Source organism: Wolbachia endosymbiont of Drosophila nikananu, assembly GCF_028981865.1.
GTDB lineage: Bacteria > Pseudomonadota > Alphaproteobacteria > Rickettsiales > Anaplasmataceae > Wolbachia > Wolbachia pipientis_B.
The window spans coordinates 1-25078 of the sequence record NZ_JAPQLL010000014.1; the positions used below are offsets into that span (position 1 = coordinate 1).

16 protein-coding genes, 1 tRNA gene and 1 pseudogene are annotated in these 25078 nt (G+C 36.1%); 11 read left to right on the forward strand and 7 right to left on the reverse strand.

The window, feature by feature from the left end:
• The first annotated feature begins 225 nt into the window (after window positions 1–225).
• Window positions 226–1821, forward strand: a complete 1596-nt coding sequence (metG, locus tag OZD67_RS00815) for a methionine--tRNA ligase (protein ID WP_182183993.1) — start codon at window positions 226–228, stop codon at window positions 1819–1821.
• Here the strand turns inward: metG and OZD67_RS00820 are convergent.
• The 3 genes from OZD67_RS00820 to OZD67_RS00830 all read right to left on the reverse strand — a co-directional run bounded on the left by OZD67_RS00820 (window position 1795) and on the right by OZD67_RS00830 (window position 4379).
• The gene (locus OZD67_RS00820) at window positions 1795–2040 is read right to left on the reverse strand and encodes a hypothetical protein (protein ID WP_182183994.1); all 246 of its coding nucleotides are present in this window, start codon (window positions 2038–2040) and stop codon (window positions 1795–1797) included. The genes metG and OZD67_RS00820 overlap by 27 nt on opposite strands.
• Entirely contained in the window at window positions 2018–2806 is a 789-nt protein-coding gene (locus tag OZD67_RS00825; protein ID WP_182183996.1) for a hypothetical protein, read from the reverse strand. Before OZD67_RS00825 ends, OZD67_RS00820 begins: the two co-directional genes overlap by 23 nt.
• A 121-nt stretch (window positions 2807–2927) precedes the next feature.
• A complete protein-coding gene (locus tag OZD67_RS00830; RefSeq protein ID WP_182183998.1) occupies window positions 2928–4379 on the reverse strand; it encodes a replicative DNA helicase in 1452 nt (483 codons plus the stop codon).
• Between the two features lie 114 nt (window positions 4380–4493).
• On the opposite strand from OZD67_RS00830, the gene OZD67_RS00835 reads away from it, so the two are divergent.
• Window positions 4494–4576 (forward strand) — tRNA-Leu (locus OZD67_RS00835).
• Window positions 4577–4598: 22 nt separating this feature from the next.
• The gene (locus OZD67_RS00840) at window positions 4599–5195 is read left to right on the forward strand and encodes an RDD family protein (protein ID WP_182184000.1); all 597 of its coding nucleotides are present in this window, start codon (window positions 4599–4601) and stop codon (window positions 5193–5195) included.
• A 33-nt stretch (window positions 5196–5228) separates the two neighbouring features.
• Here the strand turns inward: OZD67_RS00840 and lysS are convergent, their stop codons facing one another.
• Entirely contained in the window at window positions 5229–6893 is a 1665-nt protein-coding gene (gene lysS, locus OZD67_RS00845; protein WP_182184001.1) for a lysine--tRNA ligase, read from the reverse strand.
• 100 nt (window positions 6894–6993) lie between these two features.
• Here lysS and OZD67_RS00850 point away from each other — a divergent pair, with 100 nt between their 5' ends.
• The 8 genes from OZD67_RS00850 (at window position 6994) to rsmD (ending at window position 22190) form a co-directional block, all read left to right on the forward strand.
• Window positions 6994–7290 carry a type IV secretion system protein VirB3 gene (locus tag OZD67_RS00850; protein ID WP_007548615.1) on the forward strand — a complete coding sequence of 99 codons (297 nt, stop codon included), beginning with the start codon at window positions 6994–6996 and terminating at the stop codon, window positions 7288–7290.
• Window positions 7291–7299: 9 nt separating this feature from the next.
• Window positions 7300–9705, forward strand: coding sequence for a VirB4 family type IV secretion/conjugal transfer ATPase (locus OZD67_RS00855; protein WP_182184003.1), 2406 nt, complete (start codon window positions 7300–7302; stop codon window positions 9703–9705).
• A complete protein-coding gene (locus tag OZD67_RS00860) occupies window positions 9698–12187 on the forward strand; it encodes a TrbL/VirB6 family protein (RefSeq protein ID WP_182184004.1) in 2490 nt (829 codons plus the stop codon). Before OZD67_RS00855 ends, OZD67_RS00860 begins: the two co-directional genes overlap by 8 nt.
• Before the next feature lie 33 nt (window positions 12188–12220).
• The gene (locus tag OZD67_RS00865) at window positions 12221–14632 is read left to right on the forward strand and encodes a TrbL/VirB6 family protein (RefSeq protein WP_182184006.1); all 2412 of its coding nucleotides are present in this window, start codon (window positions 12221–12223) and stop codon (window positions 14630–14632) included.
• On the forward strand, window positions 14629–17583 hold the full coding sequence (locus OZD67_RS00870) for a TrbL/VirB6 family protein (protein WP_182184008.1): 2955 nt from the start codon (window positions 14629–14631) through the stop codon (window positions 17581–17583). The genes OZD67_RS00865 and OZD67_RS00870 overlap by 4 nt, the downstream gene beginning before the upstream one ends.
• Window positions 17584–17673: 90 nt before the next feature.
• Window positions 17674–20901 carry a TrbL/VirB6 family protein gene (locus tag OZD67_RS00875; protein ID WP_182184009.1) on the forward strand — a complete coding sequence of 1076 codons (3228 nt, stop codon included), beginning with the start codon at window positions 17674–17676 and terminating at the stop codon, window positions 20899–20901.
• Window positions 20891–21526 carry a WD_0853 family protein gene (locus OZD67_RS00880; RefSeq protein WP_182184011.1) on the forward strand — a complete coding sequence of 212 codons (636 nt, stop codon included), beginning with the start codon at window positions 20891–20893 and terminating at the stop codon, window positions 21524–21526. The genes OZD67_RS00875 and OZD67_RS00880 overlap by 11 nt, the downstream gene beginning before the upstream one ends.
• A gap of 115 nt (window positions 21527–21641) precedes the next feature.
• Window positions 21642–22190, forward strand: coding sequence for a 16S rRNA (guanine(966)-N(2))-methyltransferase RsmD (gene rsmD, locus OZD67_RS00885; RefSeq protein ID WP_182184013.1), 549 nt, complete (start codon window positions 21642–21644; stop codon window positions 22188–22190).
• Here the strand turns inward: rsmD and OZD67_RS06490 are convergent.
• From OZD67_RS06490 to OZD67_RS00895, 3 genes and pseudogenes are all read right to left on the reverse strand, one after another.
• Window positions 22148–22456: pseudogene (locus OZD67_RS06490) on the reverse strand (hypothetical protein); the annotation flags it as partial. The gene rsmD and the pseudogene OZD67_RS06490 overlap by 43 nt on opposite strands.
• 22 nt (window positions 22457–22478) lie before the next feature.
• Window positions 22479–23078 (reverse strand): COQ9 family protein, encoded by a 600-nt coding sequence (locus OZD67_RS00890; RefSeq protein ID WP_182184015.1) that lies wholly within the window; start codon window positions 23076–23078, stop codon window positions 22479–22481.
• Between the two features lie 6 nt (window positions 23079–23084).
• On the reverse strand, window positions 23085–24638 hold the full coding sequence (locus tag OZD67_RS00895) for a Mur ligase family protein (protein WP_182184017.1): 1554 nt from the start codon (window positions 24636–24638) through the stop codon (window positions 23085–23087).
• Window positions 24639–25078: the final 440 nt, after the last annotated feature.

A 25078-nucleotide genomic window follows, 5' to 3' on the forward strand; every position in this document is an offset into this window, starting at 1 on the left:
TAATCTGCACAGATGAAGATAACTGAATACCTTCAGTTTCATAATAAGGGGGCTGGCGAGGCTTGTCAAGTAAGTTTTTTCGTTTCTATGTTGTCAGCTACTTGGATGACACCATCTGCTGTACGGATTGCTTTCTAAAACAAACGTTTGTATAGTTATACATAGTGTACTACACATTGATTTTTATTACTAGCACAGATACGATAAAGCTTTAAGCACTGCATAATGGAACAATTCGAGAACTTTTACATCACCACGCCAATATATTACATAAACGATAAGCCGCATATCGGGCATGCATATACTTCTCTCATCTGTGATGTGGTGGCAAGGTTCATGAAACTAGCTGGAAAAAAAGTCAAATTTACTACCGGTACAGATGAACATGGACAAAAAATCGAAAATGCAGCTAAAGCAAAGGAAATGCAGCCAAAAGAATTTACAGATGAAGTGAGCGTTTCATTTAAAGAATTGGCTAAGTTCATGAATTTTGAGTATGACGATTTTATTCGCACTACGGAGGAACGTCACAAAAAAGCAGTTATAGCTTTATGGAATAGACTTGAAGAGAGAGGACAAATATATTTGGATTCCTATTCGGGTTGGTATTCAGTGCGTGATGAAGCATTTTATCAGGAGTCAGAGCTGATAGATGGCAAAGCACCAACAGGCGCAGAAGTTCAGTGGATAAAAGAAGAGAGCTACTTTTTTCGCTTATCAAACTGGCAAAACAAATTACTTGAGCTATATGAAGGTCAACCAAATTTTATCTTTCCTGAGAGCAGAAAAAATGAAGTGATATCGTTTGTAAAATCGGGACTCACTGACCTTTCAATCTCTCGCACTAGTTTTAACTGGGGAATAAAAGTACCAGGTAATGACAAACACGTAATCTATGTCTGGATAGATGCATTAACCAATTATCTTACATCAATAGGTTTCCCTAGTACTGAGGGTGAGGAATATAAAAGATTTTGGGCAGAATCCAAAACGCAGATTCCAGCGTCACGCGCTGGAATGACATCAGCTGATAACTCCTTCAATGTTCATGTAATTGGTAAAGACATATTGCGTTTTCATGCCGTATATTGGCCAGCGATTCTCCTTTCAGCAGATTTGCCACTGCCAAAACAAATTGCAGTTCATGGTTGGTGGCTAAACGAAGGAGAAAAAATATCCAAGTCCCTTGGTAATGTCATAGATCCAATTGGCCTCGCTCAAGAGTTTGGTGTTGATCAACTACGCTATTTTCTCCTTCGGGAAGCAAGTTTTGGCCAAGATGGAAATTTCAGTAAGAAAAACATGATCAGCCGCATAAACTCAGAACTTGCAAACAATATAGGCAATTTAGTACAAAGAACAATTTCATTTTTACACAAGCAATGTTCTGGAATTGTACCAACAATCGATCAAAGCCTACTTAAAGATGAAGAAAGTCTTCCAGGTTGCAAAGCTATACTCGATCAGGTGATGAATCATCTATCAAAGTATGAGTTCAACCAGATTATACTTCTAATTATCAACATCTCTTCTGAAGCCAATGCTTATATAGACAAAAGTGCACCCTGGATATTAAGCAAAACTGATAGAGAACGCATGAATTTAGTAATCTACAAATTACTGGAATATATAAGAATAATAGGCATTTTATTGCAGCCAATTGTTCCCAAGTCAGCAGAAATGATACTTGATCAATTGCAAATTCCAAAAGAACAACGAGATTTAAAATCTCTGTGCGACGCATGCGTAAGTTCAGGCATAACATTGCCTAAACCTACGCCGGTTTTTCAAAAGTTAATGCTTAGCAGCACTATAGATTGAAGGGTGAGCTTCTGTTAGTTTTTTCAACTCAACAGAATCAACAAGAGTATCTGGTTGTTTTAATGTGTTTATACCATTATCTACTCTAGGGAAAGATGTACTATCAAGACATGTAGCCTCTTTTGCTGGTATATTCATTTGATTAGATCCAACAGTTTTACTACTCTCAGCACTATTACCTTTTCCAGAAAACAGATTAGTGATAATATCCCCATCCATGATCTCTTATAGGTCCTGTGAAATCCACATCAAGCCCATAACTTATAAAGATAATGCTTATTATAGTTGAGGCTAGTGCATATAATGAGGTACCATCTTCTGTGCTATCAACAGGATTGCTTGCTATACTAGACGAGCTGTCAGCAACACAAAATCCACCACTTTCTGTGCTATCAACAGGATTGCTTACTATACTAGACAAGCTGTCAGCAACACAAAATCCACCACTTTCTGTGCTATCAACAGGATTGCTTACTATACTAGACGAGCTGTCAGCAACACCAAGTCCACCATTTGCAGCAACATATGCTAACCATGCTACTCCTCCTACTGCTACTGCTCCTACTCCTATCTTAGACTTGTTTTGCCAAGCCCATGCACCCCAGCTTTGACCATTTCCTTCTTTAGTTGGCTGACTTTTTGGGCTAGAAGCCTCAACATTTTTATATGGAACGTTAGGAAGTAAACCCTTAGCCTTCAACCCTGCCCTTGCATTTTCTTCTTCCTGCTTCCTTTGAGCTATACAACTTTCAAGCTTTCCTTGTTGAGAAATAGTATTGTTTTTGCTAATTGCTACAGCTGAAAGTGCAATGGCTACAGCAGAGAGTACAGCACAACCAATAATAAATGGCAGGCCAATACTTAATGCTGCAACTGGAGCTAAGAAACCAACATAAGGAGCTGCAGCAAACACTCCAGATGCTAATAAAGTGAAAGCAGCCAGAGTTCCAGCCATATAATAGGGTACATTGCCTTTACTTATCATGATTATTCCTTATGTATTATAAAATATAATACCGTTATAAAAGGATTTTTAAGAAATTGTCAAGCTACCTTCACATAAAAAAATAATCAACGAACTTGGGAACAAAAAGATTGCTGCCAAGCTACAAACTATGCCTTTCCGTGTAATCTTTAAATGCACCTCTGTTAGAGTCAAAATATAGCTTCACACTGCCAATTGGCCCATTTCTCTGCTTTGCAATAACGAGCTCTGCAATGTTTCTAATTTTTTCCATTTTCTCTTGCCATTCCCGATGTTTATTGCTTCCTTCATTTGGCTGCTTTCTTAATTCATAGTATTCTTCTCTATAGAGGAACATCACTATATCTGCGTCTTGCTCTATGCTTCCTGAATCACGTAAATCAGAAAGTTGTGGTTTTTTATCATCCCTCTGCTCAACAGAACGAGAGAGCTGAGATAGTGCAACAATGGGAATATTCAGCTCTTTTGCAATTGCTTTCAAACCCTGCGTCACTTCCGAGATTTCTTGTACTCTATTTTCATTACTTCTTTTTGTTGTTCCTCTGATTAGCTGCAAATAATCAATGAATACCACTTCTACATTATATAATTGATACAACAAGCGTATTCTGGTGCGAAGTGCACTAATTGATAGCGCAGGGGTGTCATCTATGATGAAAGGCAGTTCAGATAATTCTGTACTAGCATTGATGAATTCGTGCAATTCAAAATCGCTAATTCTCCCGGTTAATGCCTTATAATAACTAATCCCTGAATCTATAGTGATCAGCCTTGCGGTTAATTGTTCTGCTGACATTTCAAGTGAGAAAAACGCTACATAGTGTTGTTTATCTGCTCTTTTTTGCAACATTTTACAAGCATTAAGTGCGATGTTTAGCGCCAGTGCTGTTTTACCCATAGAAGGCCTTGCAGCTAAAATTAATAAATCAGATTTTTGTAGGCCACCAAGAAGCTGATTTAGATCTTGAAGTCCGGTTGTAACGCCCAGCGCTTCTGGATTATTTTTCAGTGTGCTGATCTTCTCAACTACGTCTTTAATTGAACTTGCAAGTTTTATATATGTTTTCTCACCTTGTTTTTTTACTGCTAAGTTGAACAATTTTGTCATTGCTTGTTCAATTTGCGCCTGTGCAGGATTTTCAATATCGTAGTTGTAGCTATCACCAACTATTTCTTGCCCGAGCTTAATTAAACATCTCCTTAAGTAAGTATCACGGATTATTCTAGTCAAACTATAGATATCAAGTGCAATACTTGCCTTTGCTGCAAGCTTTGTTAAGTACTCTATCCCACCACACTCGGTAAACGCTTGGTCGTTCTCAAAAAACATTTTGAGGCTTAGTTCATTGGCAACTATACCGTGTTTCCTGGTTTTGGATATTTGCGTAAAGATACTCTGATGTAATGGATCATAGAAATTCTCTGCCGTGATTGTATCTTCAACTGCATCACAGATTCTATTATCACGAATCATTGCGCCAATAAGCATTTGCTCGGCTTCTAAATTATGCGGTAATTTACATATTTCCTTATCTACACTTCTTGAACTGAGGAGACTAGCTAATTCATTCATTTTAAGTTTTGAGAATAACTGTTGATTATTGTAGAATATTTAGTCCTCATTTGAAAGATGTAAAGGCAAAAAAATTTGACTAATTCCTTGTTGCCTATAGCATTAAAACTTAATGCCCCTGTGGTGGAATGGTAGACACGGCAGACTCAAAATCTGTTGCTTGCAAAAGCATGCTGGTTCAAGTCCGGCCAGGGGCACGTTAAATATTGGAAAGTATATATGTTACATAAATTTTTTAATCGTCTATTTTCTATTTTTTCTTCTATAAATGTTATTCAAAAGGTAAAGAAAGATGAAAATGGGATATGTTATGTAACAGGACTTAGGCGCTATATATCAGTATTGCTTGATTTGATTATTATCGTTTTGTTCTTGCAGTTTTGCAGCCAAGCCTTAAATCAGCTCTTTATGAACTCAGAGGATAGCAAAATATTAAGTCAAATTGCTGCAAAATACCAAATGCAAGCGCCACTTTCTGCAGAAGAAAAGACAACGCAGAGTAGACTTATAAAATTACAAATCCTAAATCAAATAGTCCAATTCATTATGCTCTTTTGCTATGTAACATATATGTGGGTAAGGTTTACTGCTACACCCGGAAAACTACTACTTGGGCTCAGAGTTGTAAATGCACAAACTTTTGAAAAGATAACTTTGAGACAAGCAACAAAGAGATTTTTTTCCTTTATATTGTCAGCTGCACCATTATTCTTGGGCTTTTTATGGTCAAATTTCAACAAACGCTGTCAAACTTGGCACGACAAGATCGCAGGCACAGTGGTTGTCACGAGTAAAAGCCTTAGAAGGCAGAGCTAAAAACTAAAGAGCTCAAATGAAAGAAGGTAAACTCTAAAGTATACATTTAGTAGCGCTTTCTATGAGAGAAATCGTATTATCTATTCCATAAAGCTTTATGAAAGATCCCATTCTTGGACCGGTTTTTTGGCCAAGTAACATTTCATATAATAGCTGAAACCAGTCACGTAAGTTGGTATAATCATATTTTTTTCCAATAGAAAATATCTGAGATTGAATTTCTTCAGCAGTAACAGTTGTAGATAGAGAATGTAAAGTGTCCTTCAAATCTAGTAACGCTTCTCTCTCTTTTGCATTTGGAGTTTTATATGATTTTGTTGGTTTGATAAAATCGTGGTAATACTTTACTGCAAAGTCTGAAAGTCTATCAAGCATTTTATTATTTTCTGGTGTGACGTTCGGTGCATAAGAGGATATAAAACCCCATAGGATCTCTTTGTTTTCAGCATTACAAGCCGCTGCTAGGTTAAAAAGTAGTGAGAAATTTATGCCTGAAGTTTCTATATTGGGAACATTGCCCTGGTGGATATGCCAGGCAGGGTTTGCTTCTGATGGCAATTTTGTCGTTAAAGCTTGCTTGCGCTCCTCAAATACATTCGAGTATTCTGCGGTGCTCACCTGCGCTTCTCCTAAAAATTTCTCATCATAACCAGGTTCTGTATTAAATTTACTATTTGTGTTTTCCCCGTTGTTCTCATTATAACGCTTAACAAACTCTAGATACTCATCAGTTGATTTTGGTATCACATCAAAATATAAACGTTTAGCTTTTTTAGGGCTCTGAAAAATGTACAATGCTAAGCTCTCTGTTGGTGCGTAAGTTAACCACTCTTCAATTGAAATGCCATTTCCTCTTGATTTTGATATTTTCTTTCCTCCTTTATCAAGGAAAAGCTCGTAGCAAAACAGAAGTGGTGGCTTTTCTCCAAGTATTTCACATATTTGACTTGAAAGCACAGCAGATGGAGTTAAATCTTTTCCGTGAGCTTCATAATTTACTCCAAATGCGGCCCACCTCATTCCCCAATCAGGTTTCCATTGCAGTTTACATTTTCCTTTTGTCACTGGAACTTCTATTTTTTCCCCGTTTGGGTCTTCATACGTGATTGTTCCTTTATCTGTATTTGTTTCAATTACTGGAACTTGTAAAACTTGGGAAGTTTTTGGGCATACCGGCAAGAATGGACTGTAAGTCTGCTGCCTTTCTTTCCGAAATGATGGAAGCATTACGTCCATCACTTTATCATAATCTTTCAGCAGGAGTAAAAGTTTTTCATCGTAAACGCCAGATTTATAACACTCTGTTGCACTCCTAAATTCGTATTCAAATTCAAACAAATCAAGAAATTTACACAACAACGAATTCATGTGATGACCATAACTCTCATGAGTGCCAAATGGATCGGGTATCATAGTCAATGGTTTATTTAAGTGCTCCCTTAGCATCTCTTGATTTGGCACATTATCTGGTATTTTTCGCAAACCATCCATATCATCTGAAACTGCAATGATTTTGGTTTTTATACCAGGAGCTATTTTTTTTAATGCATTTACAACAACTGTAGTGCGGAAAACCTCTCCAAAGGTTCCTATGTGGGGTAAACCAGAGGGTCCATAACCAGTTTCAAATATTATTTCTTTTTTATTAGGAAACTCTTGCAATATTTTTTCTGCTTCTTGAAATGGCCAACTTGTCATTATCTGGGTTAAATAATGTATCTTAACTTAAAGTGCTACTAGTTTCAATGGATTTTTAATATAATGATATAGTATTAGTTATTATTAGAAGGTTAAAGATATGTCCACAGGTAGTATACAAACAGATCAATTATTTAAAGGTCTTACAAGGCCTGCAATGCTCTTTGGCGTGAGTTATATGTTTGCAATATTAAACGTCCTGATTTGCATGCTAATTTTCATTAATTCAAATGATTTGAGAGTGATTCTCTTAATGTTACCAGGTATACATGGACTTGGCTATATAGCTTCTGCAAAAGAACCGTTGTTTATTGAATTATTTATGGTAAAATTAGGAAAGTGCTCGAAATGTTTAAATCGTTTTTATCATGGAGCCAATTCTTATGATATTGCTTAATGTTGTGTGATGCTGAGGTTTAGGACTATTCAATCAAAGAGTAAACCTACTCTGAACAGGGAAGTTCACGCTGCTGAATTTATTCCTTATTCTTGCTATTGGAATAGCACAACCTTGATGACAAAAGAAAATTGGTTGGTTAAGGTTATAAAATTAAGTGGCTTTGCATTTGAAACCGCCGATGACGAGGATTTAGTAATACAAAATAATATCAGGAATCAGATGCTCAGAAGCATTTCATCTCCTGCATTTAGTTTGTATTTTCATACTATCAGACGTAAAAAAAATATTTTTTCTGATGAATTTGCAAGTCAAGGTTTGCCGAATTTTTTCGCTAATCACGTAAATCTAAAATGGAGAGAAAAACACGCAACAAGGCAATCATTTATTAATGACCTATACATTACGATTATCCGTAGAGCAGACACAAAAGGAGTAGAATTTTTGTCATATCTACTAAAAAAATTCGGACATGTAACTTCAAAACATGCTTGGGAAAGTGATATGCGTGCCACGTATGAAGATTTAGAGGAAACGACAAATCGTGTAGTGACAAGCCTTAGGAATTATTCGCCTAAAATCCTTGGAGTAAAAGAAACTCCAGATGGTTTGTTCTGTGAAGTAATGGAGTTTCTATCTAGAATTGTAAATTGTGGCTTCGTTACAAATACGCTTTTTCCGCTAAGAACTGAAATATCAAGATACTTACCAGTACATAGGTTATTCTTTGGCCGTAAGATAATACAGGTTGTGACTCATAATAGGAGTAAATATGCTGGAATAATTAGTATCAAAGAATATGGAAATCATACTTCTGCAGGAATGCTTGATTCGTTTTTACAACTTCCTTACGAGTTTATAATTACGCAATCTTTTCAATTTATAAACAGGCAAATGGCGATTGGAAAAATGCAGATACAGCAAAATCGAATGATACAGTCTGCAGATAAAGCTATTTCTCAAATAGCAGAAATTTCTCAAGCGCTTGATGACGCAATGAGTGGTAAGATTGCCTTTGGTCAACATCACCTGACTATTTTATGTATAGAAAAAAGTCCTAAATCATTGGATAACGCTCTGTCGTTGGTAGAATCAGAGCTTTCTAATTGCGGTGTTTATCCTGTCCGTGAGAGAGTTAACCTTGAACCAGCATTTTGGGCGCAAATTCCTGGTAATTTCGATTATATAGTGAGAAAAGCTACAATAAGTAGTCTTAATTTGGCTGGATTTGCATCTCAACATAATTATCCTACTGGCAATAAATTCAATAACCACTGGGGAGATGCTGTTACAGTTTTTGACACGACATCTGGTACTCCATTTTTTTTCAACTTTCATATAAGGGATGTTGGACACACTATGATAATTGGCCCAACTGGTGCTGGTAAAACTGTTTTAATGAATTTCTTGTGTGCCCAAGCGATGAAGTTTTCTCCAAGGGTATTCTTTTTTGACAAAGATCGCGGTGCAGAGATTTTCTTAAGAGCACTTGGTGGTATCTATACTGTAATAGAACCAAGAACTAAAACAAATTTTAATCCTTTGCAACTTGATGACACCTCTGATAATAGAACATTTTTAATGGAGTGGATAAAGTCTTTAATTTCGGTATATAATGATAAATTTACTTCAGAAGATATTGCACGAATTAATGATGCAATTGAAGGAAATTTTAAATTAAGAAAAGAAGACAGATTCTTGAGAAACCTTGTACCGTTTTTAGGGCTTGCAGGTCCTGATACTCTAGCTGGAGCAATATCTATGTGGCATGATAATGGTTCTCATGCTGCAATATTTGACAATAAAGAAGATTTGCTAGATTTTTCACGAGCAAGAGTATTTGGTTTTGAGATGGCTAGCTTGCTCAAAGATCCTGTTGCCCTTGGACCAGTATTGATTTATTTATTTCATAGGATTAGTATATCTCTTGATGGCACTCCATCCATTATCGTTCTTGATGAGGCATGGGCATTAATAGATAATCCAGTTTTTGCACCCAAGATAAAAGACTGGTTGAAGGTACTGAGAAAACTAAATGCTTTTGTGATTTTTGCTACTCAGAGTGTTGAGGATGCAAGTAAAAGTGCTATTAGCGATACGCTTGTACAACAAACAGCGACACAGATTTTTTTACCAAATCTGAAAGCTACTAGTGTCTATCGGGATGTTTTTATGTTAACTGAACGTGAATATATATTAATCAAGCACACAGATCCAAGCACTAGATTCTTTTTGGTGAAACAAGGAGTTAATGCTGTAGTAGCTAGAATAGACTTAAAAGACCTGGATGATATAATCAACGTATTATCCGGACGTGCAGAAAGTGTTCTATTGTTACACGATATATTAAATGAAGTTGGGGACAACCCAAAAGTATGGTTGCCTATATTTTATCAGAAGGTAAAAAATGTTTAAGACTAAGCTGTCATTGCTATTAATTGCGATATTTTTACTAAATATAGACTTTTTACTCTCATATCCAGTGCTTGCAGATGGAGTAAGTGGTACTGACAAGACAGAATTTGTTAGCGGATTTAATTCTACTGGCAGTTTCAGTCGTGCCTCTAATCCTGACTGTGGAGCGTTTAAGACAGGTGCAGCAATCGCTGGGATAGCAATTGCTATTGGTGCAGTATGGACTGGCGTTATTTTGATCGTCTCTTCTGCTGGTTTATTTACTGCTTTTGTTATTGTTGGTATGATAGCTGCAGTTGTTGGAGTCTGGAAAGCAATAGGGGGGCTTGTTGTTTGTGAGCATAGTTTTGTTAGACACCCAGTTGCACGTGACCATGATGGAAAATATAAAAACTTTAAATTAAAAGATACAGGTTATAGTGTCCACACAGATAAAAATTATCAAAAAGAAGACGAATATTTTTCTGCATTACAAGGAAAATCAGGAAAAGATGGAAAACAAACAGAAAAAGAGATTTTAGACTCTAACAACTCAGATACTATGAATAACGAATATAGGAATTATTTTTGGCCCAAAAATGGAGTGCAATACAGTGAATATATAGAAGTATGTCATCGAAACCCCTTAACGTTTGGTAATCTTTTTAGTGATATAGACTTTGATGTTAGAGAGAAGGACACTGGATACGTAGATGGGTCATGGTCGCCAAAAGTTGATGGTGAACTGAAATGTGAAGTTCTTAAAGCTGGGCAAAGCGAAACCATACATGGAGCTACATTCAAAGCAGTGAGAAAAATGGGCAGGTTGTGTGTGGAGCTGGCAAGTGTGAGAATGCTTGGTATCGAAATGACTCCTTGGCCGCAAGGGGTTGATATGGGATGCACGGAATTACTACCTGACCCGCTTGCTCCTATGTGTGAAGAATCTGTGATGATATTCAAAAACAAGGATGGTACAGGGAAGGAAGACATTCCTATTGGCAATGATGATAACTATAAAACTACTATCAGAAACAAAGAAAAAGAAGGAAAAATTTTTGTAGGTTACAACAATAAAGGCTGTTTTAGCTCGTATGTCTCTGAAGCTTGCTACAATCAGGCAGGGAGTAAATCATTAGCTCCTCTTCCCATCACTTCTATGATAGTGCAATGCATTAAGGAATCGTTAGATAATTTAGTTGCAGGTATTGATTCAAGTGGCAGCCCACTTAACGATCAAAATGGACATAACAAGGGCAGTTTCTTATCTGTAGCACAGAAAAAGCTAAAAAATACCGTAACTGCTGTCCTAGTTTTGGCTTTAATACTGTTTTCTATAAAAGCTATGTCTGGTGGAGTTCGCAGTCCACAAGAGATGTACATGTTGATTATTAAATTCGCTTTAGTGATTTATTTTACAACAGGCAGTACCATGTCTCATTACTATGGAGAATTAACTCGTCTCTCAAATGGTTTGTCAGAAATAGTGCTGAAAGCTTCATCTGAAAGTAAAGGTATATGTAACTACAAAGCAGAGGATTATGAATACGATCGTGCAGGAAAGAAGGTATCTTACAGTTATCTCGCTCCTTGGGACAGGCTTGATTGTAGGATTCTATTCTATTTAGGAGCACCTTTAGAAGGGATTGGTGGCAAAATTGGTACTGGAAGTGTTGTAACGTTAGCAATCTTGCTTGGTGCTGCCCCTGTCTTGTTAGTTGCAGGTTCGATAATCGGTATTATTTTCGCTGGTGGACAAATTTTAGTAGCCATTGTCTGTATATTTATGGCCGTTTTGATGATGATGGTTATTTTGTGGCTGTGCTATGTATTTATTTTATCTCTAGTTGCTTTAAGTGTAATCGTCATCTTATCACCTTTGTTCATTCCTATGGTTTTATTTCAACACACCAAAGGATATTTTGATGGCTGGGTAAAAGAATTAATCACCTATAGCTTATACCCGGTTATCCTTTTTGCGTTTCTATCTTTTATGTTTATAGCATGTGACAAAATCTTTTACAGGGGTCTGAGTTTTGAGCAAGACAAGGAATATGAGGACAAATTAAGGGCCTCAGGTAGTAGCAAGAAACAATGGTTTAAGCTGAAAAAAGGAGAATGTGCTAGCAATCCAAATACTTTAGCATGCATGCTGCAAGAGTGGAAATGGGAGAAGGCTGCGCTACTTGGTCTGGTTGATTTTAAGTACGTTGAATTTAGTAATTCTATACTTGGAGAATTACTGAAGTTATGTTTAGTACTGTTTTTATTTTACCACTTTTTAACTATTCTTCCTGGTATGGCTGCCGAACTTGCTGGTAACTATAGATCAGCACTTGGATCAGGTCATACACCTGGACAAATGGTGGGCAAAGCTTTATCTGCTGCCAAAGCTGCTGCTGGAGGTGTTGGTCAAGCTGCTGCTGCGGCTGTCAAGAAGGCAAGAGGTACTGGTGGAGGAGGTGGAAATAGTGGTAAAGGTTCCAGCGAAAAGATTAACTAAGGTGGCGGTGATGCTAGTTAAGGTAAGTAACAGATGCTTAAACGTTTAAGTAACCAAAACTTGGGTAAATTGTGCATAAGTTTTGTGGTGCTTTTTTTATTGTCTGGATGCGGGGAGGATAACTGTATTAAGCCAGAAAATTTATCAGGTTTGCGTGAAAAACTAGATATAGTGTCAACAGAGCAGAAGTGGGTTGATTCCGGTGTTTACATCTCAGATGGGATAAGAAGCGTAACAGAGATTAATATAGTGCCTAGTAAGGTTAATTTTTGTCCTAAGCAGTATACAGATTTTGCAATTGGGCCTGGGAGAAATGACGTTACATTACCATTTGCACTTGAAGCTGGCGATACGATAAGCTTTAGTGTTGTTGGAAGTAAAGTGTGTAAAGATAAAGAGAGTGAGACAAAAATCAGGTATGTGAAAATCGACGAAAAGTGTAGCGAGCAAGAAACGGAACATTTTGCACATGTTTTAAATCAAGAGAAATGCCAAGGCGGCAAGGATGGGATATGTCCTAATAAATATATAATAGGCGATGCGCAATGGTTGAGTGGAAGAGAGTACTGGTTTTCGAAGTTAGATCAAGATGAAAGAAAAAAGGAAATTGAAAATATTATTCACTCTATGAAACAAGGAGAAAATATAGATTGCAGCAAGCTTTCAGAGAGCAGTGCAAGTAAGATAGATACGCGCATTTTAAATTTACTCTGTAAACGTATATGTAAATTTTCTTCTGGTAGCGGAAACAAAGATTGCGTGTATATTGAATACAATAGTATAGAGGGTGAGGTATCCCGGTCTGATGATGTTAACGCTATTAGTAACATACTGAAAAAAAAGCAGGTAAAAACTGACATTACATTTCTAAAAGTTGGTATGGATAATGAAACTCTTGAACACATTCCAAGTGGTGGTTTATGTACTAGTTGTGATCATAAGATGGAGAATGACCATCAAATACCAAGTTTAACTTTTAGTCTATGTAGCAGAAATGACAAAAGCTGCTACAATACAAATGACAAAGGCGGGTTCAACATAAGAGTAACAAAGAACCATAGTCTAGAAAACAACTTATATATACACGTTTCTGATAAATTCCCTGAGCATAACCCTGATGAAACCCAGGGAGATATATCTGTGGATATCAGCAAAGTTCATGACATCCAATATATGGAAAGCATAAAAGAAAAGTTAAAAGACAAAACAGGCACCATATATTACGGAATAAGAGACCATGGCTGCGATTATAAAAATGAAGGTCAGTTTAGCATTAACCTCACAACTAAAGAGCCACCTACAAGAACTTTTAGTGCAATCTATAATTTTTTTGACGAAAAAGTAAAAACTGCATTTTTTGGTTCCAGCTATAAAGACCCCAACGCGATTCACTCTGATATTAGTCCTGTAAAGTCTCTTTATGAAAGTTTTATAAAATCAAGCAGAACAAACACCATTAGATCTACGATAATATCGCTGTTAGTATTATACATAACCTTATATACCCTTTACTACTTTTTTGGTTTAACTCATATTTCTATATATGAGTTTCTAATTATATGCGTAAAGATAGGAGTTATTACCCAGCTGCTGCAGGACAACAGTTGGAATTTTTTTTATAACAATGCATTTTCTATTTTTATTAACACCCCAAAACAGTTAATAGAAATAGCAAATTTCAGAGGCACTACTTCAAATGTTTTTGAGTTTCTTGATTTGCCGCTCAATAGGTTCTTGTCATCGCATTCAGTATTGTTAATAGTATCTCTTATATTTTCTGGCCCTTTGGGCATTGTATCTTTTTGCTTGGTGATTTGGGGTTTAATCACAGTGAGCTTATCCATTTTTAATGCCTTATTTTCTTTTATTACATCTATAGTGATAGTTGCGTTATTGCTATCTTTAGCGCCTATCTTTATTATTTGCCTCCTATTTACACGTACTAGGCATATGTTTCACAATTGGGTTAAAAATTTAGCAAGATTTGCGATTCATCCAGTAGTGCTTTTAATTTTTATATCACTGATAAGTCAAGTTATGGATTATATCATATATTCAGTATTTGATTTTGAAGTCTGCTCTACGTGTATACTTAGTATTAACCTAAAGATTTTTAACCCTTGTATCTTCTATGGTTATGCTTCCAAATATACACCTAATATTACCGCTATGATGGCTTTTGTTATTTTGGGGCACGCTATGAAGGCTTTAGTTAAAGCCTCTTCTGCAGTATCTGACTCATTGTTTGGTGTTTATGTGGCAAGCGAACCTGGAAAACAATATCAACAAAGCTTGCTGGGAATAGTAGGGTTAGATGAACAAAGCGTTCAAAGAAGACATGGAGGAGGGGGTTCTTCTCAACAGTCAGGTGCATCAAGACCTCAAATACCGCAAAGGGCTCAAGGACCTCAAGGACCTAAGATACCTACAGGAGGCCCACAATGATAAGTAAAAGATCACTATTATTGATACTATGTTTCGCAATCACTGGTTGTAACATGGATTGTGTCGAACCTGGGTTGCAGAGCAGAAATATCAGCGTTAATGTGGATGTTCCAGTTCATAAAGCAGATGAAAAAGTTAAAATTCATTGGGTTGATTCTGGTCAGATAATTAGCAAGGATGAAGAAATCAAATTCACCCTCGATGGATCAGTAAATTTCTGCCCTTTTAAAGAAGACAAAAATCCAAGGAAAGTACTTGTGCCAGCTGTGTTTTGTGTGGATAACTCAGAACCAGATTACGAGGGAGCTAGAGACATTAATAATGACAAGTTAGCTGACAATTTCGGTCTTGACGAACAAGAAGTGTGTAAAGGCAAAAGGTTCGGAAATGATCAATCCTATTATAGTAAGAGACGTTATGTAGACACTGGAATTAAAGTAAATCCTGGCGACAAGTTAAGCTTTAGCTTAGTTTCCAGAGATATGAAAATTGATTATAACAATCCAGGAGGAAAAGGTACCAGCTTTGATAACAATTGTTATAGCACTGAAACAGGAGATAAAAAAGCTACGATAGAAGACATGCTCAATGGAGGAACGTTTTATTGTGGAGATAATAGTAAAAGGACTACAGTAGAATTTCCGCAGCTTAGCAAAGAAAACATGGAAAAAAGGAGAGTGTTAGTTGGTAACGGCTACACTCCATACGATAATAAGGTGCATTTTAATAAAGATTATGTTAAAAACGAAAGTCCATGGATCAATGGTTCGCTACTCGATTTACGCCGCGCTAAAATAGGATTGAACGAGTTATGTGATGGAAAAAACTGTAGTCCTGATGAGAGAAAAAAGTACAGCTCTTATGAGCTTAACTGTTACTATCAAAATATATGTTACAGCAAAGAGGGTATATGGAACTATAATTTAGGTCAAGCAAGAAAACAGAACTGTGTCTCTTCTATAAGATACGAAAAATATGATAATAAAAACGACAAATGTGATATGTATTCTTATTTAAAGAAAGTGGAAGAAAATGTCAAAGCAGGTAGTTTTACTGAAGATGATAACTCTTGGGCTGAGGCTCTTGTTGCAAAAATTGGTGATCTTGATGATCAAGATACTGCTAAAGGTATTCAATGTTTTCCAGATAATGAAATAGGTGCAAGACAGGGTAATGTGTGTTCACAAATTAGCGATAATTTTGAGGATTTTTCTTTGAAGTTGAATGAGGATTATCCAGTAAATGACAAGGTAACTCCCGATAGCAGTGTGATGCTTGCTATTGCAGACCATGGCTATTATTACCGTAATAGGGGCGGGTACCACGTTAAAGTAACTAGGTCATGTAACTTTGATAGTGGTAAAAAGTTGTATATGTACTTGGGTGATAACTCGCCAGAGGATCCATCTGCACCAGAGACTAATGATTTCAAAAAAGTAGAGAACTTGGATAAAAAAACAGAGGATAATGTGGACTATTATATAATAAATGGAAGTCATTTAACAGATAAAGAATCTAAGAAGATATATTTTGGTATCGATGTAAGAAACGTAGAGAGAGAGGACATCACAGACAAAGATGGCAAATATTATCAAAACAATAAGTACAGTATAAACTTGTTTGTCAAAAAGAAAATTAACGATTCTATCTCATCAACTATAAACGAGATATTTGATTTTGCAACAGGAGGATTTAAAGACAATGTTAAAGATTCATATAAAGGATATATAAAAGGTCTCCTTCAGGGAGTAAGAGCTTTGCTTACTCTATACGTTATATTTACTGTCGTTGGCTATATGCTTGGAACAATACAGCTAAGTAAATTTGATTTCATTGTAAGAATGTTCAAGATAGCATTTATAGCTTTTGCCTTTAGCGATAGAAGCTGGGAACTCTTTGGTACAACTTTATCCAGACTTTTTGTAGATGGTAGTACTTATTTAGTTGATAGCTTTTCTGGCTATATAGGGGAAGGGGGAAGAAAATTTGCATTCTTAGACTTAACAGCGGGAGTATTATTCACAGGAGAAACATGGCTGAAGTTTTTATCATTAATGCTCTCTGGTCCTTTTGGTTTTATTGCTTTTTTGGTAATACTCTACGCTACTTTTATGTTCTTAAAATGCATTATTAGCGCTACATTGAAATATGTAATATCTACTGTTTTAGTAGCGTTTTTATTGTCGTTAACACCTTTGTTTATCGTGTTTATTTTATTTCAACAGACTAAGTCCTTGTTTGATAACTGGATAAAAACACTGGCTCATGTTGCAGTACAACCAGTCATTCTATTTTCATCCCTGTCCCTCTTAAACCAATTGATGTATTCAGTTTTATACAATCTCACGAATTTTTCTGCATGCTATCAATGTTTAATTAGTATCAATTTCTTATCATATGATTTCTGTCTCATAAAATCAATACTACCTCTTGGATATGGCCCTAGCACTAGCGTTGATGTTGCACTCAGTACCGGAGAAAGAACTGGCGGGCACTTTGCAGCATTACCTATAGATCTAGTCCAGGCACTAATATACTTCATTATTGCCAAAGCAATGGAAGCTTTCGTTGATGCATCAGAAGCTATGGCACAAGCAATATTCGGTTCTGGTTGGGGAGTTGCTGGCAGTGTTGGTCAAGTTGCCACAAGCGCATCACAATCTATACTGTCGTCTGTTGGCCTTGATAATAAGACGCAAGGTATGATACAGAACATTAGGCAACAAGTGGGTAAAGATCGGACGGAAGTTGACGTGAAGGATAATTCCGTGAGCCCTAAATCTGAAATACCAGAACAATCAGGTAAGCAAAAAGGTCCTGATAAAAAGGAGAGGGGGAGCTCTAAACCTGAAGCACCAAAACAATCAGGTCAGCAAAAAAATCCTGATGAAACAATAAGAAGTGATCCTAGTGATAAAGCTAAAAACAAGGAAGGAAATGAAGAGGGGTAAGATATGAATGATGTTATGGAGTAACTAATTAAAAAGATATTTTAAGTAAAGTTTTAGAAGTTTATTTCTATATTTGGAAAAAGTTTAGATATGCAATCACGCTTAGGCAAATGTTGGTTTAGGGTATTACTTCTTGCAGCTTATGTGCTGATCATAGGTTGTAGTAAGAACGATATGCCTTTTCCAAGGTGCATATCTGCTGACTATTTCGGTCCTAAACCTATTGCAGTAAGCGCTCATTTTTCAAGCGACCACGATGCGTTTATTCCAGAAGATGGAGAAGTTATTGATCCTGAAACTGGAGAAATTAATTATGGTTTCCACCATAACCAAGTGGTGAAGTGGGAAGATACTGGATTAGAAACCAATGGAGATGACTTAGTGGTACGAGTTAATGGTGCATGGACGTCTTGGAGTAATGACAATAAGAAAGAATCTAAAAGCGGTTATAGCTTGCAAGGCTTGGAACAGCTAAAATATGCAACCAAATTTGAAGATAAACAAAGTGACAACAGCTTACCTGACTTTCACTTAGTTTGTAATGATTATAAACCTAGCATACAAAAATTTTCAAGTAAGCCTAATGCAAGTTGCACTGTAAATTGCAAGTGCATTAATGAAGATGATAGCGCAAACACAGTATCACGTGGTGCTCCATGTTGGTTTACCAACGGTCATGGTGCTTATCTTTTATTTAGAAGAACTTTTACAGATACAGATGGTAAAAAGACCATGGAACCAGATCCTAACGAAAATCTGAAATCTATGCGCAACCCTGAATCTCCCACTGTGCATCTAGGTTACAATTCCTTAGCAGAAAATGGAAGCGGGCTTTTTACTTTAAAAGGAAATAACACGGGATTAAAGGACAGGAATTGTGATCAGGTAAAGTTAGAAAAAGGATGGAAAATATATGTAAAAATATTAGATAGACATTACTTAGATAATGTAGGTGGCTACTCTTTTGAATTTTTGAGCGGAGTGCGAAAACCAAGTGACTCTGGATTTTTTGATTATATTTATCACTACCTAAAATGTGTGTTATTAATCAACAAGAATTGTGAAAAACATTTTGACAGTAACGACCCTGCAGCTGCACAAGCTATGTTCGAAAATATAGCTGAAAAAAGTACGAGCTTTCACAATTTTGTTCTTTCCTTGCTTGTTCTATTTGTAATGATTTTATCGCTTCTTTATCTTTTTGGCATGATACGAGAAACTAAGCCTGATATGCTCATCAGAATGATGAAAATCACTCTAGTAATAGTGCTTATATCTCCTGGAAGTTTTAGATTTTTCTATGATCATTTTCTCGTTTTATTCATCAAAGGCCTTGAACAATTGATAAGCATAATTACTAATTTTGCTCCCAACATGAACAACGGAAGTATTGCTCAAGGAGATGAAGCTAAGTTGTTTAGCTTCATGGAGGACATGTTCAATAAGTTTTTTGCTTATTCTGTTTGGAAAAAGTTTGCAGCGTTTTTACATTACCAAATGTGGGCAAGCCTCCTTATGATACCGGCAATTCTCATAGGAATCGTTTTATATTTTCTGCTATGTTTATATGCTTACATAATATTTCTCTCTGGCTTTATGGGTATAGCTTTTCTTATAGCTATCATGCCATTGTTCCTGATCTCTATTTTATTTTCACCGCTGAAAAGTCTGTTTGATGGATGGATAAAATTCTGTATTAGTTTTTGCTTGCAATCGATCATGATATTTACTCTGCTGTCATTGCTGGCTGCAATTATAATGAACACCTTTTATAGGCAATTAGGTTTTACTGTATGTTACAATAAATGGTTCGAGGTGAGACTATGTGCTCCAAAATGGGTGTTTGGCGGTTTTTGTATCGTTGATAAGCAGTACTTTGGTTGGACCCCAGGGCAAATTTTCGTACCTTACACTCTTGGAGAAGCTTCTCCGCTGAACGTAGATAAGAACATAGAAGGTATAGAAAAGATAAGCAGAGAAGGTGGTACAATAAAGTTTACTGGAGGCGCTGGATATATCCCTCTTCCACCGGATTATATTGAAAAAGGCTTTCGTTATATAGATTACCCTTTCTTTAATCCAATTCCTGGCACTAAAAATAATCCAGCAGACCATTATATAGCAGAGAGTGATATGGTAGTAGATAATAGCTGTAGTGCGAAAGATTTAGTGCGTTTAACAAATAGTTTATCCCATGCGTCAGAAAAGGCTGATATCCTATTGTTAATCAACAATATAGAAAAAAAGATAGGTAGTATGGATAGTGAAATAACAAAGCACTACTGTCAATCTATACAAGATGGAACCGAATGCAACAATTATCGAAAGATGATAAATGATTATAGAAATGGTATCATAAGACTAGATCTAAAAAGTAAAATAAGGTCTTTAGTGGAAAAGGTGATGGAAAGTGATAAAAGCTGTAAATTGGAAAATTTCTCTGACTTAAATCAAGATTATCAAAATAATAGCGATTACCAAAGGGTGCAAGACATACAGAGAGGTTATTTAATCAATGCAGGGGAAATCTTTGTATTATTCTTGCTTTCATTTTTAATGTTCTCCCTGCGCGAGTTCGTACAACAAATGGGCTCAAGTATTGCCGGTGGTGGATACAGCGTTTACAGCATATCTAGTATGTATCAAGCATCACCTTTGACTGGCTTAGCAGGAGAATTAAAACATTGGTGGCAAGATTTTGCTGGTGGAAAACTAGAGTCTGTAGGCAGTTGGGCTACTCATTTACCAGACAGATTAGCTGGAGGTGCAGCTAATCTAGTGGGCAGGATACCAGAAGTTGGAGGTGTGCTGAAACATGCTATTAATGTGCCACGTAAATTTGTAAGTGCCACTATTGAAGCAACAAAATTTCTAACTTCGCCTAAAAATGATGTTGATAAGCTTGAAGAAAAAATTTACAGGGCATTTGGAGTTGATAAAGAAGATATTGCACATAGAAGGATTAACAGATATTTGGAATATTATAAAGGATACGTGGGATCACACTTGGGCTATACGATAGAAGATGCTATGAAGTTTACTTGGAAGCATGGCCTTGATTCTATAGGAAAGCATGGCTATGATCATAACCTACTCTATAGGGCGAAAGAATATAGGCGGGAATTCCTTGAAAGGCTTCATGATTACACCATTGGGCGTAAGAGAGAACCAGAGAGAGATAAGGATGAGGGTAGTAACAATCAATCAAGTGTGCCAGATCCAAAACAAGGCGAGAGCCAGCCAAATGAATCAATAAAAAGAGGTGTACCAGATGAGCCAAGAGAAAGAAGTGGGGATGAGGGTAACAATGAAGACTAGTAAAAAAAATTTCAAAGGTCTTGATTATTATGAATTGCAGCAAGACGATGATGGCAATATAAAGTTAAATGACTATGATGACATCTTGAATGCGCGCAGAGCAAGAGTGGATCTATTATTAGATAATACATTGCCAGATAACGACATCGACTTCGTTAAATTGAATAAAGCTTTGAGTGAGAAATTCATAGATAATCATGAGTTATTATCCGAATTTGATAAGGAAGATAAAGAAATTGTGCAAGAAGAACTTAAGGTGTTTAGTATTTTAGAAAGCCTTGAAAACCTTGAAAACGTGAAAAGTGAAGATTTATTAGAGGTTAGCTTATTACTATCAGATCTTAGCTTTATAGAGAGAAATGTTGTACTGAATACCGATCAGAATTCTGATCTCACAAAGCTTAAAAGTCTATTTATTGAAAAAAAATCATCTGGTGAAGAATATAGTGATGAAGAATGTAAAGATTTCCTCGATGATATAGATAGAATCAATACTATAATTAAGTTAGAGTTAGAAAGCAGAATTGAAAGGATGAATCACGATGAAAGAAATGATTATGGTGATTTACAAGATGAGATTGGTCAAGCAATAAATGCAACAGGCAAATCAAAAAAAAATAACTGATGAGCTTGTGTTTTTCTTACAAGCAACTCGATAGCTTCTCTCTATTAAACTGCTAAAGCCATATTGACATTAATCATATAGTATAAATAATTAATTATTTTGGAGGTTATTTAGTATGCTGCGTATTATTGCGGGAAAATATCGCGGAAGGAAAATAGCCACAGGTAAGCATTTAGCTGCACGGCCAACTATGAGTGTTGTCCGAGAAGCAATATTTAGTATACTTTCCTCAAGAAAACCTATTTATAACTTGAATGTACTTGATTTATTCTGCGGAAGTGGCTCTTTTTCATTTGAAGCGCTTTCTCGCGGCGCTAATCATGCATTCATGGTGGATTCAGATTATTACAATTTGCAATTGCCTAAAAAAACAGCAGAAGATTTTGGAATTACGGACAATGTCACGCTAATTTGTTGCAGTGCTAACAAATTGCCACAACCTATTTCAAAATGCGACATAGTTTTTATAGACCCGCCTTACAATAGCAATCTGGTTGAATCAACTTTAGATGGATTAGCTCACTCAGGCTGGTTAAGTAATGATGCATTGATAATTCTAGAGATTAGAAAAAATGAAGGTTTTGAGTGCAATAAAAACTTCAGTATAATCTTGGAACGTACCTACGGTATAGCAAGAATAATTTTTCTTTTTCTATTAACTTGAACTTGCATATACTTTTCATTGATGAGTTCCAGTTCTATTTCCGTCAATTTTCCAAAGAAACCACTTTTTCTGTACTTCTCTAGATCAAAATTTTTATTAAATTCATAGTCTATTAAATATTCACGTGCTTCTTCAATAAATTTATTTTCTTTTTCTTCATACTTTTTTATACTACCGTTATCTTCATGATAAACTAAATGTTCTTTGTGATCAGCATGAATATTTTTGTTCTTACACTCCGTGTTTCAAGGATCGTGTTCAAGTACTTTTCTACCAATAATCAATAGCTTATAAGAAATTTCCTATGATTCCTTTTAAGCGAGTTTTGAATTTTTGAAATGTCATGACATTGTTGATACGTTTATCAAGAAACGATAAAGTATCCGCAAAATCCTCTGAATAATCATTGATAAAAAAAAGTATCGTACTTAAGTACACTCCAGCTAATATTGCTCTTTTTGTATAGTAGTTAAAATCTGTTGATTGGTCATGAATGCCATACCAAATCGCGCTAATAGTTCTGTATGAAAGTTTACTAGAAAAATATGTATTTTTTGGTGATACCGAGAATGATAAAACATTTTTTAAAAGTTCTCTATAATTCGGTAGCTTAGCGTAGTTTGAAAGGCGTATTTGAATAGCTAACTTTACTCGCTCTCGCACTTTCATGTCTTCTAAATTGGAGTTTCTTAGTTCAGCTTCCATTGAGCTATTTAAGTCCTCTGCTATGTGCTCCAAAGCGCTATATATTCCATTCTGAAATTTGCAAAAGCTACTAGCTAGATTAAGGTCTGTACACACCTTTAATAGGGTTTCATCGCTTATCCCTTCAAATGGAATAACCCTAATTAGCTTATCTATTATTAACTTTATTTCATCTTGTTCCACGCAACATTATACTAAACAGCATGTGTGATTGTACCTGAGATTTTCAAACATTCTACAAAATGCTTCACCACGTTCCTCGAAATTTTTCCATTGATCAAAAGAAGCACACGCGGGAGAAAGTAATATAGTTACTTCTTCTTTGCTATTTAAGGCCTCTTCAAAAGCTAGTTTAAGTGCGTTTTTCAAATTGCAACATTTTACAAAATCTACTTTATTCTCCATAGTGTTTGCAAAGGCTTCGGTTGATTCCCCAATAAGAAAAGCTTTTCTAATTCTCGTGAAATGCTTGCTTAATGATTCTATTCCGCCTTTTTTGCTTCTTCCACCAACGATCCAATTTATGTTTTCATAAGATAAGATCGCCTTTTCGCTCGACTTTGCATTAGTTGCTTTGCTATCGTTCACGAAAAACACATTTCTTATTTTGCCAAGCAGTTCATTCCTATGCCTCAGTCCTGAAAAGGACTTGATTCCATTGATAATAGTGTTGCTATCTACTCCAAGTAGCTTACATACGGCATATGCGGCTGCTATGTTCTCTGCATTAGATATTAGGTTTATTTTCACGTCGCTTACTGATAAGCTATGATTCTCTAGTTTTAACGAGATCTTCTGGATCTCAGTGCCCCTTTTGTCATCCAAGTAGCTGACACTGGGATCCAGATAATTTCGATCTATACCAGTAATCTGTTCACTATAATCAAGCAAATTGTTACCTGCCAATGATATTAGATCTCTTGCACCACCCTCTGTCATCTGAGTAGTTGGCAATGGTTTTTCTTTTCTGGATTCCAGCGTCACGCGCTGGAATGACATCGGGGAATATGTTACTGAAATTGGAATTTTGTTTCCAGTGAATTTGTTGAATATGTCAGCAGTAATCTCATTGTCACGTCCTATTACGGCAACCTCACTACCGTTTATCAGTTTTAATTTAGTTGCTATGTAGTTCTCCATACTTCCATGCCTATCTATGTGATCTGGTGTAATATTGAGCAGTGCTGAAATGTCCACGTTAATTTCATTCATCAACTCCAATTGAAAAGAGGAAAATTCAATTACATAAATTTCTGCATCTCTTTCTAGATCCAAAACAGGAACGCCTAAATTTCCACCAATAGCTACTTTTTTCCCTGCAGATTTTAATATGTGCCCTATTAGTGATGTAGTGGTTGATTTACCATTTGTTCCTGTGATGCCTATTACCTTCTGGTTCGTAGCTTTAGCTTCAAGAAATAGCTCAATGTCTGATTTTATTTTGCAATCAAATCTCCTTGCAAGTTTTACTATCCAATGTAGCTCTGTTGGCACCCCAGGGCTTAAAACCAATGCACTGATCTCATGCCAATTGTATTCCTTGGGATGAATAAAATTACATTTTTTATTCATCATTTTTGCATTTGCTATTTGCTCTTCATGATCATCCCATGCATATACTCTTGCACCACTCTTTATCAGAGCGTTAATGGCGGATAAACCAGTTTTACCAAGACCAAAAACCGCAACGTTTTGATTTTTGTATTTGTTTAGTTGCACTGCTAGATAACTTATGCGAACCATTTTATAAAGATATCGTACAAACTACAACAGACTTCTTGCATAGATCACAACTGTCATTCAGTAGAAACGAAAAAACTTACTTGACAAGCCTCGCCAGGTCCCTTATCATGAAAGTGAAGGTATTCAGTTATCTTCATCTGTGCAGATTAAACAGCAAGAAAACAACGTAGTTGGCGTCTTATTTTTAATTTTTTGTACTATGTGCACCTTATGTCTTCACAACATTTCTGGGTTTTTACCTACATAAGCTGAAACGCGCTTATAAGTCGTTTAAGACAGTATAGTACGCCAATTTGCAGGATTAGGGAGTGACAATTAGCTAACACGGGATTTCTTTTGCCTTTTTTTCTGCTTAGTAAGTTTCTTAAACATTTTAGCTAAGGTTAGTTGCACTTAAAAGCAGCTAAATTGCAGTGTTTAAGACTTAAAAAACGCCAATA

What these genes read in the sequence shown, in the direction of transcription:
- OZD67_RS00870 (WP_182184008.1), top strand. Translation starts at nt 14,629, where the DNA reads ATGATAAGTAAAAGATCACTATTATTGATACTATGTTTCGCAATCACT.
- OZD67_RS00895 (WP_182184017.1), bottom strand. Translation starts at nt 24,638, where the DNA reads ATGGTTCGCATAAGTTATCTAGCAGTGCAACTAAACAAATACAAAAAT.
- lysS (WP_182184001.1), bottom strand. Translation starts at nt 6,893, where the DNA reads ATGACAAGTTGGCCATTTCAAGAAGCAGAAAAAATATTGCAAGAGTTT.
- OZD67_RS00860 (WP_182184004.1), top strand. Translation starts at nt 9,698, where the DNA reads ATGTTTAAGACTAAGCTGTCATTGCTATTAATTGCGATATTTTTACTA.
- OZD67_RS00830 (WP_182183998.1), bottom strand. Translation starts at nt 4,379, where the DNA reads ATGAATGAATTAGCTAGTCTCCTCAGTTCAAGAAGTGTAGATAAGGAA.
- rsmD (WP_182184013.1), top strand. Translation starts at nt 21,642, where the DNA reads ATGCTGCGTATTATTGCGGGAAAATATCGCGGAAGGAAAATAGCCACA.
- OZD67_RS00865 (WP_182184006.1), top strand. Translation starts at nt 12,221, where the DNA reads ATGCTTAAACGTTTAAGTAACCAAAACTTGGGTAAATTGTGCATAAGT.
- metG (WP_182183993.1), top strand. Translation starts at nt 226, where the DNA reads ATGGAACAATTCGAGAACTTTTACATCACCACGCCAATATATTACATA.
- OZD67_RS00855 (WP_182184003.1), top strand. Translation starts at nt 7,300, where the DNA reads ATGCTGAGGTTTAGGACTATTCAATCAAAGAGTAAACCTACTCTGAAC.
- OZD67_RS00880 (WP_182184011.1), top strand. Translation starts at nt 20,891, where the DNA reads ATGAAGACTAGTAAAAAAAATTTCAAAGGTCTTGATTATTATGAATTG.
- OZD67_RS00875 (WP_182184009.1), top strand. Translation starts at nt 17,674, where the DNA reads ATGCAATCACGCTTAGGCAAATGTTGGTTTAGGGTATTACTTCTTGCA.
- OZD67_RS00825 (WP_182183996.1), bottom strand. Translation starts at nt 2,806, where the DNA reads ATGATAAGTAAAGGCAATGTACCCTATTATATGGCTGGAACTCTGGCT.
- OZD67_RS00840 (WP_182184000.1), top strand. Translation starts at nt 4,599, where the DNA reads ATGTTACATAAATTTTTTAATCGTCTATTTTCTATTTTTTCTTCTATA.
- OZD67_RS00820 (WP_182183994.1), bottom strand. Translation starts at nt 2,040, where the DNA reads ATGGATGGGGATATTATCACTAATCTGTTTTCTGGAAAAGGTAATAGT.
- OZD67_RS00850 (WP_007548615.1), top strand. Translation starts at nt 6,994, where the DNA reads ATGTCCACAGGTAGTATACAAACAGATCAATTATTTAAAGGTCTTACA.